This is a genomic window from Mesobacillus boroniphilus, from assembly GCF_018424685.1.
GTDB classification, from domain to species: Bacteria; Bacillota; Bacilli; order Bacillales; family Cytobacillaceae; genus Mesobacillus; species Mesobacillus boroniphilus_A.
Genome location: NZ_QTKX01000001.1, coordinates 1,611,199 through 1,625,954 on the forward strand (window position 1 = coordinate 1,611,199; position 14,756 = coordinate 1,625,954).

Annotated in this window: 15 protein-coding genes; 3 read left to right on the plus strand and 12 right to left on the minus strand. The window is 42.3% G+C overall.

Going from position 1 to position 14,756, the window contains the following annotated elements; translation table 11 throughout:
- Positions 1-126: 126 nt before the first annotated feature.
- From DYI25_RS08185 to DYI25_RS08210, 6 genes are all read right to left on the minus strand, one after another.
- Positions 127-507, minus strand: a complete 381-nt coding sequence (locus DYI25_RS08185) for a hypothetical protein (protein WP_023614000.1) — start codon at positions 505-507, stop codon at positions 127-129.
- Between the two features lie 177 nt (positions 508-684).
- Positions 685-3,357 (minus strand): pyruvate, phosphate dikinase, encoded by a 2,673-nt coding sequence (ppdK, locus tag DYI25_RS08190; RefSeq protein WP_213367907.1) that lies wholly within the window; start codon positions 3,355-3,357, stop codon positions 685-687.
- Positions 3,357-4,175, minus strand: coding sequence for a pyruvate, water dikinase regulatory protein (locus DYI25_RS08195; protein ID WP_213367908.1), 819 nt, complete (start codon positions 4,173-4,175; stop codon positions 3,357-3,359). Before DYI25_RS08195 ends, ppdK begins: the two co-directional genes overlap by 1 nt.
- 14 nt (positions 4,176-4,189) lie before the next feature.
- Positions 4,190-4,837 (minus strand): CBS domain-containing protein, encoded by a 648-nt coding sequence (locus tag DYI25_RS08200; protein WP_213367909.1) that lies wholly within the window; start codon positions 4,835-4,837, stop codon positions 4,190-4,192.
- A gap of 604 nt (positions 4,838-5,441) precedes the next feature.
- Complete coding sequence (locus DYI25_RS08205) at positions 5,442-6,197, minus strand: exodeoxyribonuclease III (protein ID WP_213367910.1); 756 nt, start codon at positions 6,195-6,197, stop codon at positions 5,442-5,444.
- A gap of 59 nt (positions 6,198-6,256) precedes the next feature.
- Positions 6,257-7,666, minus strand: coding sequence for a PLP-dependent aminotransferase family protein (locus DYI25_RS08210; protein ID WP_213367911.1), 1,410 nt, complete (start codon positions 7,664-7,666; stop codon positions 6,257-6,259).
- Between the two features lie 139 nt (positions 7,667-7,805).
- On the opposite strand from DYI25_RS08210, the gene DYI25_RS08215 reads away from it, so the two are divergent.
- Positions 7,806-8,699: a DMT family transporter gene (locus tag DYI25_RS08215; RefSeq protein ID WP_213367912.1), complete on the plus strand. Its 894-nt coding sequence runs from the start codon at positions 7,806-7,808 to the stop codon at positions 8,697-8,699.
- Here the strand turns inward: DYI25_RS08215 and DYI25_RS08220 are convergent.
- The 4 genes from DYI25_RS08220 to DYI25_RS08235 form a co-directional block, all read right to left on the minus strand.
- Positions 8,682-10,067, minus strand: coding sequence for an FAD-binding domain-containing protein (locus DYI25_RS08220; protein WP_213367913.1), 1,386 nt, complete (start codon positions 10,065-10,067; stop codon positions 8,682-8,684). The two genes, DYI25_RS08215 and DYI25_RS08220, sit on opposite strands and share 18 nt — an antisense overlap.
- 105 nt (positions 10,068-10,172) lie before the next feature.
- Complete coding sequence (locus DYI25_RS08225) at positions 10,173-11,045, minus strand: DUF3307 domain-containing protein (protein ID WP_213367914.1); 873 nt, start codon at positions 11,043-11,045, stop codon at positions 10,173-10,175.
- A 21-nt stretch (positions 11,046-11,066) separates the two neighbouring features.
- A complete protein-coding gene (locus DYI25_RS08230; RefSeq protein ID WP_213367915.1) occupies positions 11,067-11,810 on the minus strand; it encodes a hypothetical protein in 744 nt (247 codons plus the stop codon).
- A gap of 206 nt (positions 11,811-12,016) precedes the next feature.
- The gene (locus DYI25_RS08235; RefSeq protein WP_213367916.1) at positions 12,017-12,454 is read right to left on the minus strand and encodes a peptidylprolyl isomerase; all 438 of its coding nucleotides are present in this window, start codon (positions 12,452-12,454) and stop codon (positions 12,017-12,019) included.
- Between the two features lie 413 nt (positions 12,455-12,867).
- Between DYI25_RS08235 and DYI25_RS08240 the strand changes: the two genes are divergently transcribed.
- A complete protein-coding gene (locus tag DYI25_RS08240; RefSeq protein WP_213367917.1) occupies positions 12,868-13,359 on the plus strand; it encodes a VanZ family protein in 492 nt (163 codons plus the stop codon).
- Positions 13,349-13,828, plus strand: coding sequence for a GNAT family N-acetyltransferase (locus tag DYI25_RS08245; RefSeq protein WP_213367918.1), 480 nt, complete (start codon positions 13,349-13,351; stop codon positions 13,826-13,828). Before DYI25_RS08240 ends, DYI25_RS08245 begins: the two co-directional genes overlap by 11 nt.
- 31 nt (positions 13,829-13,859) lie before the next feature.
- Here the strand turns inward: DYI25_RS08245 and mug are convergent, their stop codons facing one another.
- Together mug and DYI25_RS08255 are read right to left on the minus strand one after the other, a co-directional pair.
- Positions 13,860-14,378: a G/U mismatch-specific DNA glycosylase gene (gene mug / locus DYI25_RS08250; RefSeq protein ID WP_213367919.1), complete on the minus strand. Its 519-nt coding sequence runs from the start codon at positions 14,376-14,378 to the stop codon at positions 13,860-13,862.
- Between the two features lie 41 nt (positions 14,379-14,419).
- Positions 14,420-14,665, minus strand: coding sequence for a hypothetical protein (locus DYI25_RS08255; RefSeq protein WP_213367920.1), 246 nt, complete (start codon positions 14,663-14,665; stop codon positions 14,420-14,422).
- Positions 14,666-14,756 lie beyond the last annotated feature (91 nt).

Genomic DNA, 14,756 nt, shown 5'->3' on the forward strand with positions numbered 1-14,756 from the left:
AGCCCCAAATAGAATATTGGCTTAAAGCTGCTAAAGTTACAAAAAGAACCTAAATAAAAGGCCGCACAACGAGATGTGCGTGCCCTTCCATTTAGTATTCTTCATAAAATCAGTGGAACGGCTTGACTATGCGTTCTTCACCTTTAACTTTTTCATGACTTTGGTTAGAACCTTTTTGTCGTCCTTTGTTACACTTTTAGGTTTAATCGGTGATACTGGTTTAATTTTATCGATGTTATCGACACTTAGGATTTCAAGGTAAAACGGAGTAGTTTGCCGATTACCCTTCAGATATCCCTTTAAAATTTTCATTTTTTCAGAGGTACCTGTAAAAGCACCTTGATAATCCCATTCTATTTCATTTTTATATCTTGAATCCATTTTTTCTTTTAAAGCAAATGCTTCAGATAATGCATCCTCCGGCGTCATAAAATAGGATTGTGTTCTCCTTAACCCCTTTTTTTTGCTGCCATCGCCCGCTTTTGCCTGATAAAGTTTTACTAACATTTCCCTCATCCTCTCTGGTTTGGTCTCACGCCTTCTCATGGTAAGTGGAAACACCAGAAGACCCGAGGAATTACGTATATAGATAGTATACCCTTTTTTCCATCAGTTACCTATTAATAAGGAAATAAATGAAACAAAAACAAAGGAGCGTGTTTCTGTACACGCTCCTTTTCAGGATTATTTGGCAATAACAGCCTCTTTTTCATTGTTTCTCTCATGACGGATCGTTGCCTGTGCAGCAGCCAGCCTGGCAAGCGGCACACGGTATGGAGAACAACTTACGTAGTCAAGTCCCGCATTGTAGCAGAATTCGATCGAACTCTTTTCACCGCCGTGCTCTCCGCAAATACCAGTCTTTAGGCCAGGCTTAGTCTGGCGGCCAAGTTCCACACCTGTCTCAACCAACTTACCCACTCCCTCACGATCAAGGACTGCAAATGGATTTTCAGTAAGGACTTTTTGTTCGATATACGCCTGAAGGAACTTCCCTTCAGCATCGTCGCGGCTGTAACCGAATGTTGTCTGTGTCAGGTCATTCGTACCAAATGAGAAGAAGTCAGCTTCCTCGGCGATTTGGTCTGCAGTCAATGCAGCACGCGGTATTTCAATCATTGTTCCAACAGTATATTCAAAATCTTTTCCAGTTTCTTCTTTAATGCTTTGCGCAGCTGCGTTTACCAGCTCACGCATTTCCTTCAACTCATTGACATGACCGACTAGCGGAATCATGATTTCAGGCTGTGCATCGATACCCTTATCAGCCAAGTTCGCTACAGCATAGAAAATCGCTCTTGCCTGCATTTCATAGATTTCCGGATGAATCATACCAAGGCGGCAGCCACGGTGGCCAAGCATCGGATTGAATTCGTCCAATTGCCGTACCTTCTTAAGCAATGCTTCCTTTTCCTTAAGCTCTTTCGATTCTGGGTCCAGGATTTGCAATTTCGTAATCTCAACAATAAGTTCTTCTTTATCAGGCAAGAACTCATGTAAAGGCGGATCCAGCAAACGAATTGTTACAGGCAGGCCCTGCATCACTTCAAGGATTCCTTCAAAATCCCCCTGTTGCATCGGCAGTAGTTCATCAAGTGCTGCGTTTCGTTCATCGTATGTTTCAGCAAGGATCATTTTCTGGACAATAGGCACCCTTGCTGCGTCCATAAACATATGTTCAGTACGGCATAGACCAATACCGCCTGCACCAAATTCCAGTGCCTTGGCTGAATCCTCAGGATTATCTGCGTTGGCACGGACTCCAATTTTACGCTCTTCATCAGCCCATGCGAGCAATAGCTGGAACTCTTCTGAAAGCTCAGGTTCGATCATCGGGATTTCACCAAGCATGATTTCACCAGTTCCACCGTCAATTGTAATGATATCACTATGTTTTACTACCACTTCACCAACACGGAATTGTTTTTCATGCAAATCAATTTTCATTGCTTCGCAGCCACATATACATGCTTTCCCCATTCCCCGCGCTACTACAGCGGCGTGGCTTGTCATACCACCACGACTCGTAACGACAGCCTGTGCCGCAATGATTCCATGGATATCATCTGGAGTTGTTTCTGGTCGGACAAGAATGACCTTTTGGCCATCATTTGCAAGCTGTTCTGCCTCATCCGCATCAAACACTACTTTCCCGGTAGCGGCACCTGGTGAAGCAGGCAGTCCTTTTGCCAGCTGATTGCGCTCGAAATTCTCATCAATTCGGCGGTGCAGAAGCTGATCCAGTTGTTCTGGATCCACGCGAAGCAGAGCGGTCTTCTTATCAATGATCCCTTCCTTGACCAGTTCCGTGGCAATGCGGATTGCTGCTTGAGCAGTACGTTTCCCAGTTCGAGTTTGAAGGATGAACAACTCTCCGCGCTCTACTGTGAATTCAATATCCTGCATATCCTCGTAATGCTGTTCAAGACGATTGCAAGTATCAACGAATTGCTGATAAACGGCAGGCATTTCATCCTTTAATGTCTGGATTGGCTGTGGTGTCCGGATGCCTGCAACGACATCTTCTCCCTGGGCATTGATTAAGTATTCGCCGTACAATATACTCTCTCCAGTGGATGGGTCACGAGTAAATGCTACACCAGTACCGGAATCATTGCCCATATTCCCGAAAACCATGCTCTGGATATTGACAGCAGTTCCCAGGTGTGAAGGAATTTTATTCAAACGGCGGTAAACAATCGCACGCTGGTTATTCCAGGAATCAAATACAGCGTTGATGGAAAGGAATAACTGTTCCTTAGGATCCTGTGGGAAAGGCTTTCTTGTATGTTTTGTCACAATATTCTTATAGCCCTGAATGACTTCCTTCCAATCCTCAGCAGTCATTTCCGGATCAGATGCATATCCTTTTGCTTCCCTAGTTTCTTCAAGCAAGCGTTCAAAAAAGAACACATCAACATCAAGGACGACGTCACTGAACATTTGGATAAAACGTCGGTAAGAATCATAAGCAAACCTTGGGTTGTTCGTAAGCTTTGCCATACCCTCGACTGTTTCGTCATTCATTCCAAGGTTCAGGATGGTGTCCATCATTCCAGGCATTGAGAACACTGCACCAGATCGCACGGATACAAGCAGTGGGTTCTCAGGGTTTCCTAGCTTCTTGCCAGTTTTCTCTTCAAGCTCCCCAAGCGCTTCAAGTATCTGTGCCTGTACTTCCGCCGGAATCGTTTTGCCAGCGTCATAATATGCATTACACGCTTCCGTAGAAATTGTGAATCCGAAAGGTACCGGCAGGCCGATATGTGTCATTTCCGCCAAGTTCGCTCCCTTACCTCCCAGAATTTCTTTCATACCGCTATTTCCTTCATTAAAAAGATAAACAAATTTAGACATCAGCCAAAACTCCTCTCACTTTTTAAAATATCGAGTATCAATCCTGCAGTTTCTTCGATCGCTTTATTGGAAACATTGATGACAGGGCAGCCAACACGCTTCATGATTTTCTCTGCATAATCAAGCTCTTCCAGGATTCGTTCATAGCTTGCATAATTTGCCCTCGCACCCAGTCCAAGCGCTTTCAGCCTTTCAGTCCTGATTTCGTTCAGCTTATCCGGCGAGATGATCAAACCGACACATTTACTTCTTGGTATCTGGAACAATTCATCTGGCGGCTTTACCTCGGGAACAATTGGTACATTGGCTACCTTATAACGCTTGTGAGCAAGGTACATCGATAATGGTGTTTTTGAAGTCCGTGAAACGCCAACCAGTACGATATCCGCTCTTAATATGCCGCGCGGGTCTCTGCCATCATCATATTTGACGGCAAATTCAATCGCTTCAATCTTACGGAAGTATTCATCATCGAGCTTTCGCATCATTCCCGGTTGATGGTTTGGCTCCTTATTGAACTTCTTCTCAAAGGCATTCATCAGTGGATTCAGCAAATCCACTGCATATATCCCTTCCTCTTGGGCCCTTTTATCAAGATAAGCCTTGAGAGCTGGAACGACGATGGTATAAGCAATGATTGAACGCCCTTGCTTCGCAACCATGATGACATCTTCAATATCTTCTTCGTCCTCAACATATGAATTCCTTCTAATATCAACCTGGCCTCCGTTAAACTGGGTTGCCACAGCCTTAACTACAAATTCTGCCGTTTCCCCGACTGAATCGGATACCACGTAGACAACTTCCTTCATATCCAAAATGCGCTCACTTCCTAGACAGATTTTTGCTCTGCGATTTCTAGATAAACCTTTGTAATGGTTGTTTTCGTTATTCTTCCGATGACTTCGTATGATTCGGGTTTATGCTTGAGTTCCCGAACGACAGGGAGAGAATCAATTCTGTTTGTAACAAGCTTCTTAGCAGCCTGGACCAATGTTTCTTCAGGTTTCACCGTAATAATGTTTGGCATCCTCGTCATGATGACGCTTACAGGAAGATCCTCGAGATTCTTGTTTCCGATAGCAGCCCTCAACAGGTCTTTCCTTGAGATGACTCCAGCAAGGCAACCTTCAGAATCAACAGCATAAAGCGTTCCTACATCTTCAAGGAACATCTGGACAATGGCATCATAAACAGAAGAAGATTTTTGAACGACAATCGGATGGCCTTTATAGTCATTGACCTTAAGGTTAAGAACTTCTGTCGGTTCAAACAGTCTCTCTTTATCCTTATTGAAAAAATAGCCGACTCTCGGCCTTGCCTCGAGGCTGCCTGCCATCGTCAGAATCGCTAAGTCGGGACGGAGAGTCGCCCGCGTCAACTTCAGCTTTTCAGCAATTTGTTCACCGGTTATCGGGCCATCCTCCTTGACAATTTGGACGATTTCTTCCTGTCGTTTTGTTAGTTTAATAGAACTCACCACCAACGTACCCCCAATAATTAATATGTAACATTATCAAGGATTTTTCTAATGTGTTATCCTTATTAACTTATAGTATATAACATTTAGCGAAAAAGCAAAAGGAAAGGTTTTGATAATTCTTTGAATATATTAAAGAGCTGGATTTGTAGCGTTTTAATGGGATAGATATTAATTTTATAAGCTTAAAATATGTCATACTGTTTCTCATAGTTAAAGGTTGTATGTCTTAACATGCAGATTTTTTGTACTGCTTTTAGTGAAATCGGCGAAAAGTTGTCTGAACCTGGTGCTACTTCTGACAGCCTAAGGGAAATAGGCGATAAGCTGTCTGGACCTGGTGCTACTTCTGACAACTTTAAGGGAAAACGGCGGTAAGCTGTCTGAACCTGGTACTACTTCTGACAGCTTTAAGGGAAATCGGTGAAAAGTTGTCCGAACCTGGTACTACTTCTGACAGCTTTAAGGGAAAACGGCGGTAAGCTGTCCGAACCTGCTGCTTCTTCAGACAGCTTTGAGTGAAAGTAGCAAATAGTTGTACTAAATCATGGAAAATAACCTTAAAAAATCCCCCTGAGCACGGTTCAGGGGGATACAATCAAATTTATAGACTTAGTTCTAACGTAACGGGGCAGTGGTCACTCCCCATGACAAAGCATTCTGCTCCTGCTTCTTTAATTGCAGGTGCCAGTTTTTCAGAAACAATGAAATAATCTATACGCCATCCAATGTTCTTTTCTCTTACTTTATTCATGTAAGACCACCAGGTGTACACATCTTTAGCCTCAGGATGCAGGTGACGGAAGGAATCGACGAAGCCACTGGCGAGTAGCTCAGTCATTTTTCCCCGCTCCTCTTCTGTAAATCCGGAATTTCCACGGTTTGGTTTTGGGTTTTTCAAATCGATCTCATTATGGGCGACATTCAAATCGCCACAAAGGATTACTGGTTTAGTCTCGTCCAATTCAAGTAAGTACTCCTTTAGCTTGTCTTCCCAGGCCAAGCGGTATCCGAGGCGGGCCAAATCACGCTGCGAGTTTGGGGTGTAGACATTAACGAGATAAAACTTTTCGAATTCTAAAGTGATTGCTCTGCCCTCATGATCGTGTTCAGCCGATCCAATTCCATACTTTACTGATAGAGGCTTTTGTCTCGAAAAAATAGCTGTTCCGGAATAGCCTTTCTTTTCAGCATAGTTCCAGAACTGGTGGTACCCTTCTAATTCAAGGCTGATCTGGCCTTCCTGCAGCTTTGTTTCCTGAATACAAAAAAGGTCTGCGTCCGCTTCTTTAAAGAAATCTAAAAACCCTTTACGAGCACAAGCCCTTATTCCATTTACATTCCATGATACTAATTTCATAAATCAATAATCTCCTTGATGTTTTTTCATCCACAGTTAAAAACTCATATTGTTCTATTCTAGCAGTCTTCAATCAGTGATTCTAATATAGTGATTCCCTTTTTGATATCCTCAACGGGTGCATTCGCAAAAGAAAGCCTGAAATGCTGCATTTTTTGGGTTGCATAAATCCGCCCGGGATTAATCAACACACCATTAGCGAGAGCTCTCCTGTACAAATCAGGTAATGAGATATTATGATTCAATTTAACCCATATGAAAAATCCGCCAGTAGGCCTGTTCCATTCAGCAAAACGGCTCAAGTGTTTTTCCAGTGCTTCCAGGGCAGCATTTCTTCGTACCTTTAGCTGTTTTCTTACATTCGATAAATGCTTCTCATACAATCCGCTGGATAGCCATTCTGCGGCGGCACGTTGCGATAAAGAGCTTGAACCGTAGTCGGTCTGCATTTTTAGGTCAGCCAGCCGGTCAATGACCGCTTCCGGACCGGCAATCCATCCAATTCGCAATCCAGGATTCAGGCTCTTCGACAGGCTCCCAAGATACAAAACATTTCCATGCCTGTCATGCGATTTAATGGAAGACGGCGGAGGGGAGTCCAGCCATAAATCGCCGTACACATCGTCCTCAATGATTGGAAGCTGTGCACTTTCTGCCAGCTTGAGCAGTTCTTGCCTTCTTTTTTCCCCCATAAGAGTCCCAGTGGGATTATGAAAGGTTGGATGGCAGTATAACACAGATTTCTTACTGTGATGCGATGCCTTTATCATCTCAGGAATGATGCCCTCATTGTCCATCGGGATTCCATGCAGCTTCATTCCTGCAGACTGGAAAGTGGATAAAGAATATAGATAAGATGGATCCTCGAGGAATACTGTTGACTCTTTTTCCAATAACCCAATCGAAATAAGGTGTAAAGCCTGTAATGCACCCGAAACGACTAAAATGGATGAAGCATGGACCATGATTCCTTTTTGATTTAGGTATTTAGCAATGGCTTCCCGCAACTGTGGATTTCCTTTCGGGTCTTCATAGCCGAACGGCTCCAGTTCTTGTCCAATCTTTGTTAAAACAGTCCTCATATCCTCGAGTGGGAATAAATCTTTTGATAGTTCTCCTTTACTCAGCTGAATTAAATTCTCATTGGACTCTGCCAGATTTATAGCCTGAACCGTCGACAGGCTCGCCTGATGGGTGCCCAGTCCCACTTGTTCATTCCAATTTACTGGAGGTGCAGACCGCATGAGTGTCCATGTATTGTTAACGACTACCGTTCCCATTCCCAACTTACCTTCAACCAGCCCATCAGCAGCCAATTCATCGAGCGCTGTTACAACTGTGCTTCTGTTCACACCGAATTGCTTTGCAAGGTCACGCTGACTCGGGAGCCTGCTGCCAACTGGCCAAATACCGTTTGTAATCTGTTCTTTTATATAATGGATTATCATTTTGTACTTTGGCGCTTTCATGTCTCCTGCTCCAATCAAAATTGGTTGGGTTTAAAATACCCCTATTGGTTGGATACATTTTACCAAGACCCAATTATATTTAAAAGATAAAACTGATTTACTGGGGTAAATTGGATGGTTTTTAACAGGGGTTGATTACATGGACATTAGAATGGCAGCAGCACACTTGCTCGTAATTTTATTATGGGGATCGGCATTTGCGGGGATCAGGCATGGTCTCGAAGGGTATTCTCCAGAGCACTTGTCATTCCTGCGGCTTTTGATCGGGTCAGTCGTACTTGTTTGCTATGCAGCATTAAGAAAAATGAAGCTTCCAGAAATAAAAGATTGGCCAGTGATATTCCTGTTTGGATTCCTTGGATTCGCAGTCTATCAAACAGCTCTTAATTTTGGTGAACAAACTGTCCGAGCTGGCGCTGCAAGCCTGCTCGTTTCTACTTCACCAGTTTTTATTGGTTTATTAGGAAGGATGTTCTTCCAGGAGCGCACCGGGAAATGGTACTGGTCTGGCGCATCCATCAGCATGGCAGGAATTTTTCTCATTTCCTTCGGGGCTGGCGGAAGTTTCGAGCTTGGTATTGGCATACTCCTTATACTAATTGCTTCATTATCTGAGTCAATTTACTTTGTGTTCCAAAAAAAATACTTAGATAAGTATGGAGCTCTACCTTTTACTGCCTATACGATTTGGGCAGCCACTATTTTCATGGGTTTCTTTGCTCCAGGCATAGTTTCCCAGATTACTGAGGCACCAATAGGAGCTACGATTAGCGCTGTTTACCTTGGTCTATTCCCTACGGTGGTTGCTTACTTTGCAATTGCTTATATTACAGCTCAATCTGGCGCATCTGAAGCAGCAAGTTCCCTATACCTCACTCCAGCAGCTTCATTCCTTATTGCCTGGATTTGGCTGGGAGAAGTACCGGCAATCCTGACAATAGCAGGCGGTGTGATTACCCTTTTAGGAGTTTCCCTGACCTATTTCAAGGGGAGGCATGAAATGGCAGAACCCTCTTTAAAAATCAAAGGATAGCTGCTCCGATTCGCCTTCCTCTTTTTTCAGGATGTCCTTTCCTTTGCTTTTTAAGGCCTGGTATTGAAGCCGGGCATGTTTATTCATCTTTTTCACATCAACCATAGGTGCTTCATAGCCAAGCTGATAAAAAGCAGGGTAAAGCCACGGTTCGTGGATGTATTCGTCCGGAAGCTTACTTAACTCAGGGATATATCGGCGGATGAAAGCGCCATCCGGATCAAGCTGCCTCCCAACTTTAACAGGGTCAATGATTTTCATCTTCCTTTTCATTCCCACTTGTTGCTGGACATAGAAATCATGTACTGCTGGTTCGTAGTCTAAATATAACTCTGCCAGGGCAGAGGATGGGTTCCGCTCATCCAGCGATAAAGTATTTGCAATAAAAGACGTAACCATAGCGCGCAACGAGAAATTCATCCATCCCGTTTTATCCAGACTCCTCATGGCTGCATCGATAATCGGGATTCCCGTCCTTCCCTGCAGCCATCGCTGGAACCAATCTTCATTCCATTCCCTTTTGATGTTACTATCATTTGGAAGTTGCTGATCTTTATTTTCTGTACTGCAAATTTTCATTCGGGCAGTAAGCTTTGATAAAAACTCCTCAAGCTGGATTTTATCTTCCTCCAGCTCACATGCTTGCAATTTCTCATCAGTTTTTTGAAAAACAGTTCTGACCGATATATTTCCCCATGTTATATAAGCAGAAAGCCTTGATGACGAAAGCGAGGATGGCAGCGGTTTTTGGTGATTTTCGATGTAGTTTGAGAATCTGCCTTCTAGGAATGAATCCAGCGTTTCAGCAGCCTTCATTTCTCCACCTTGCTGACCAAAGCGGATTTTATTTCCCTTGACTTTGAAATTCTGAAGTTTTTTAAAATCAGTGAACAAAAAATCAGGTATTTTTGACGGTACATCAATCTTGTTTGGAACTTCAGCAAGCAGTTCTTTTAAATAAGAGTTCAAACGATTATTAAATAGCTTACCCGGGACATTTTCAAGTTCAGGACCATAAGAAAACACGCGCTGCTCATTTTGCCTCGCCCACTCCGCAACTATGTCCATTAATCTTATATCATTGTGCAGAAATAAGTTAATAGAATCATAAATATCCAACAATTTATCCAGGACCATCTTCATCTCATTGATTGCGAAAAAAAGTTTCCCGCCCTGGTCCTCTATGCCTTTTGCCAGCTCATCCAGGCTCTCAACAACAAATTCAAAATGGCGGGCGGAAAGCGGCGCCTCCTTCCATAGTGAAGGCTCAAAAACGTACAGTGGCAATACCTCTCCTGCCCTGGCTGCTTCAGTCAAAGGCTGATGATCAGAAATACGCAAATCTTTATTGAAAAGGACGATGTTCATTCGAATCACTCCGTAATTTACTCAAATGCCATGGCACTTTAGAAAGCTCAGTGCCGTCAATATTAAACCTGAAGCTGAAAAACAGAAAAGGCCGCCTAGGCACTTCTAATTTAATATTTCTCTTAAAAGGATTCCGAACATGATACCCATGAACATGGATGTCAAGGTGCCAAGGAGAAAGTATTCCGCCCAGTCACGATCATCCATTTGTTTAAAACGGGCGATTGATTTTGCGGTAACAATGAAGGCGATTGCAGGATACGAGCTGTAGTATGTAAGTAAGATAACCAGAAGTCGCTCGATATAGCCAATCAGCTTCCCGCGTGACATATCGTGTTTATTGAAGATCATATAGCTGTATTGCTCGGACAGCCCTCTTTCACCATTGCTGGTTTGCTGATATGCCGGCTCTTTCAGCTCATTTTTAAAAGTATATTTCCCTTCAAAGGTTAACAGCTGTCCGGGCAGAGAGCCGAGAAGGATGCGGATTAAATGTCCGCTGACTGTTGTCCCCAATATTAAAATAATCACAATGACGAGGATCGTACTAGCAGCGTCCATTTGGCGCCCTTCCTCAAACAGAAGCTTTATAAAACTATCAAAATTGGAGATTAGCGATTTTTGATAAAACAATTGCAACGCTATCAATAGCATGAAAAGATGCAGCAGCTGGTCTAATATAAAAAACCATAGTTTATTTAAATTTTCGCGTGCCGTATATTGATCCACGAGCTTGATTTTTACAAGGTCAATGATTAGATGTGTACTCGTTATGAATAGAACCGGCCAGACGACATTCATTACAGGGTCATTCTCCCGATAAAAAAGGAGCCAGCCTGCCGCGAGCACAGCTGTGTTCACCAGGAAATGATGTAGTATATGCTTTTTAATATTGTTCAGCTTGTCGTGCACCATACGATCAGTCTGAAGGTAAAAATCTGCTAGCAGATGCGCAATAATCAAACTCAATAAAAGCATGCCTTCTCCTTTCACCAGAACCTAGAAGCTGAAAATATCCTGCAACTGGCTTTTTATATTTGTTCTAATGCTTTCTTCAAAAGTCTTCGTTTGGTTAAGTTTCAAATCCGGGAACTCGTTTCCCTGGCTGGCATCTAAAACACTGACGATATCACGGAAACTTCGGAGGACTTGCTCGCAATGGCCCTTCTTAAAATGGCTGTAAACCGTAGGAGCTGAACGATCGAGAAGCTCTGCTACGGCATTCTGCTTTCCGTAAATGAGATAAAGCGAGCACACAAGCCGTTGGATTTCAGTCTGCTGCATTCTCAATACATGCTGCAGCATGAGCATGCCATTCATTAATGTCTGCAAATTAGGATCACCATCGTGTCTTTGAAAAAAGAAGGAATCCCTGTCCTTTTGTTTTTTAAGATGGTCGTTCGCGTTTCTCGCCTGCTTCACCAATGGATGAATCCACTTTTCAATATCAACCTCTTCTACTTTCCTATCCAGACTTCCATAGGCAAGTCCAAAATACGGAAGGTTATTTTGATATTTCCAGAGCAAGCTGAGATAAAAGGCTGTAATAAAAGCGGATGAATACCCTTCGGCCAGAAGAATAAGTTCATCCCCAGATCGGTGTTTAACCTGAACAGACACGTTTTTTCCGTACCAATTTTTAATATATGTCTCAAGCTGCCCTAAATAACTGCTCAATTCCTCACCATACCCTGCAGAAGAAGATTTTGTTACATCCATTATGAATACAGAAACTGGCCGCATTGCCATTCCACCCAACATTTAAAATTAGACTTATTAACCTAATAATATGTAAATTAGATAGTATAGTCAAATTTATTGAATATTAGACTGGACAATTAAATTATTTTTATACAGTTAACCTCTTCTGTATTTTAACAAGAGCGTATGTTCGATTCAATGGGTAAATACGTACAAAAAAAGAGCCCTCAGGCTCTTTTTTTAAATTCTTATTCTTCGGTAACAACGACCTTTTCCATAACATCTCCATTGCGCATCGCTTTTGCCGCTTCTAAATTAGAAGTAACTTTCCCGAATACAGTGTGCACGTCATTTAAGTGTGGCTGTGATTCATGCACGATGAAGAACTGGCTGCCGCCTGTGTCTTTACCCGCGTGTGCCATTGAAAGTGAACCTGGTTCATGCTTATGCGGATTACCTTCTGTTTCACACTTGATTGTGTAGCCTGGACCGCCAGTCCCTGTTCCAGAAGGGCACCCACCCTGACTAACAAAACCAGGAATTACCCGGTGGAAGGACAAACCGTTATAAAAGCCTTCGTTTGCAAGCTTCTCAAAGTTCGCAACTGTACCAGGTGCTTCATTAGGGTAGAGTTCGATTTCGATTTTTTCACCATTTTGCATTTGTATGTATCCTTTTTTAGCCATGAAAATCATCTCCTTATGGTAAAATCATTGTTATCATACCACTATTCCAAATAAAAATAAAAGTATCCACCTTCAAATTGTATTTTTCCAACATGGTTGTGTTAAAATATAACTGCCTCTGCCGGACATTCGCTTGTTGCGGGACACTTAACCACTGTACGGCCGGCAGGGGCCCTGCTTTAGCAGGATGATCAAATACATATTTTCAAACCTTGCCTTGTGGTAAGGTTTTTCTTTTAATTAGAAATTTAATCCAATATAACATTGAATGTAATCTTACTTACATTTTGGGGAATATAGATTTAAATTGTATTCATTAAAACAGTATTTTCGTAGACTTAAAGTTTTTCAAGACAAAGTTTAATCTCAATTATCTAGCAGGTTATTAATTTCAACCATACCAAGGAGAATTTATGCTAAATCTAATAGATTTCAAACATAAAAAATGGATTTCAGCAATATCCTATGCATTATTCATTATATACATCGTCATTGCCGTCATTTTGTTGTTTCTCAGTCCTTACAGACAGTCTGCGTATGAAATTAATTCTGCAGGCACCAACCCTTATAACATCATCCCATTTAAAACAATCACAGACTACATAAAAGCTTCTTCGCACATAAATCAAAGTATCTGGATGTCTAATCTATTTGGCAATGTTCTGGCCTTTTTCCCATTAGGAATCTTCTTACCCTGGTTGTTCAAAAGGTTCATTGGATTTTGGAGAACGATCAGTTCTGTCTTTCTGGCGACTTCATCGGTGGAGATCCTCCAGTTTGCCACTAGAGTTGGCAGTTTCGACATTGATGATATCATTCTTAACACAATTGGCGGTGCATTTGGCTACCTGGTAATCAAGATCATTTACCTACTTATATTGAAGGGGAATACACATGAACATTAGACTGTTAAAAAACGGCGAACAGCCGCCCTGGAACCTGCTCCTCCTGGCTGATCCTTCTAAAGATTTGGTTTCACAATATTTACATAAAGGTTTGTGCTATGTTGCGGAGTCAGATGACAAAGATACAGTCGGAGTAATCGTCATGGTTCAAGTTAGTAATCAAATTATTGAAATTATGAATCTAGCAGTTGATCAATTACATCAAGGTAAGGGTTTAGGGACCAGCTTGCTTAAACATGGGATTCGGTCCGCAACCGAAAAAGGTTATAGTGCAATTGAAATCGGTACAGGAAATTCAAGTATCCACCAACTGGCACTTTATCAAAAAGTGGGCTTCCGAATCACTGGAATAGAGCATGATTTTTTTATAAGGAATTATGAAGAACCCATTTTCGAAAATGGAATCCAGTGCAGAGATATGATCCGATTATCGATGCCCTTGAAGAATGAAGCGCAGTTGGCGGAATAAAAGAGAAAAGGACCTCAAATCAGGTCCTTTTTCACTTGGATATTAAACGTTCCTTTAATAATGGGAGTTCCTTGTAAATCCCCACTACTTCATCCATTTTCATCCTCACGAGGCCGCTTGAGGATGGGGCAATAAAATCGACAGTACCAGCGACGACAGGTTCATCCTGCTTTCCCCATGGAATATCTTTTTTGCCGCTATATTGCTGGTAAACACCTTTACCAACGAAACAAACGATTTTCGGACTGTATTTTTCAATCTTTTGTCTTAGCTCTAGCTTCCCCTGCTGGTATTCTTCTTTTGTAATTTCATCCGCTGCTTTAGTCGGTCGAGCAACGATGTTCGTCATCCCGTAGCCTAGATCCAGAAGCTGATGATCCTCTGTTGAATCGTACTTTCTTGGCGTGATGCCTGCTTCAAAAAGAATCTTCCAAAATCTATTGTTTGGATTGGCGTAATGATGACCTGTTTCGGAAGAACGGATGCTCGGATTGAAACCAACAAAAATGACATCAAGATTTTCACGTAAATGATCAGAAATCGGCTCCATAATCCCCACTCCTCTCCAATTTTTATGTATTATAAATGCACTCACCAATATCGGGGAGGCAGCTCATTATTCTTGCTGATATTCTTGAAAATCCTGAGATGGAACAGAAACTCGTCATAATACATCGTTTCGGCACTTTCAAATGAATAAGCGTCCGAAAAGTGATCCAATAGTTCTGTATCAATATTGTCTTCAAGGTCGCTCAGCCACATTTTATAGCCGTGCTGTTCATAAACATTAGATAAGCCTGCCCAATCGAACATATCTTGCATTTCCTTTTCACCCATTCTATCACTCCTTCAGCTCTCACCTCCATTTTTCCATACTTTCACACACCTTATACAAGGTCCACTAGTCTCTCCCTAGGTATCTCGAAAG

Bases quoted from the DNA above. Each gene is read 5' to 3' on its own strand.
- DYI25_RS08230 (WP_213367915.1), bottom strand. From the start codon at position 11,810: ATGCGGCCAGTTTCTGTATTCATAATGGATGTAACAAAATCTTCTTCT.
- DYI25_RS08245 (WP_213367918.1), top strand. From the start codon at position 13,349: ATGAACATTAGACTGTTAAAAAACGGCGAACAGCCGCCCTGGAACCTG.
- DYI25_RS08205 (WP_213367910.1), bottom strand. From the start codon at position 6,197: ATGAAATTAGTATCATGGAATGTAAATGGAATAAGGGCTTGTGCTCGT.
- DYI25_RS08185 (WP_023614000.1), bottom strand. From the start codon at position 507: ATGTTAGTAAAACTTTATCAGGCAAAAGCGGGCGATGGCAGCAAAAAA.
- DYI25_RS08255 (WP_213367920.1), bottom strand. From the start codon at position 14,665: ATGGGTGAAAAGGAAATGCAAGATATGTTCGATTGGGCAGGCTTATCT.
- DYI25_RS08210 (WP_213367911.1), bottom strand. From the start codon at position 7,666: ATGAAAGCGCCAAAGTACAAAATGATAATCCATTATATAAAAGAACAG.
- DYI25_RS08225 (WP_213367914.1), bottom strand. From the start codon at position 11,045: ATGCTTTTATTGAGTTTGATTATTGCGCATCTGCTAGCAGATTTTTAC.
- ppdK (WP_213367907.1), bottom strand. From the start codon at position 3,357: ATGTCTAAATTTGTTTATCTTTTTAATGAAGGAAATAGCGGTATGAAA.
- DYI25_RS08220 (WP_213367913.1), bottom strand. From the start codon at position 10,067: ATGAACATCGTCCTTTTCAATAAAGATTTGCGTATTTCTGATCATCAG.
- DYI25_RS08235 (WP_213367916.1), bottom strand. From the start codon at position 12,454: ATGGCTAAAAAAGGATACATACAAATGCAAAATGGTGAAAAAATCGAA.
- DYI25_RS08240 (WP_213367917.1), top strand. From the start codon at position 12,868: ATGCTAAATCTAATAGATTTCAAACATAAAAAATGGATTTCAGCAATA.
- DYI25_RS08215 (WP_213367912.1), top strand. From the start codon at position 7,806: ATGGACATTAGAATGGCAGCAGCACACTTGCTCGTAATTTTATTATGG.
- mug (WP_213367919.1), bottom strand. From the start codon at position 14,378: ATGGAGCCGATTTCTGATCATTTACGTGAAAATCTTGATGTCATTTTT.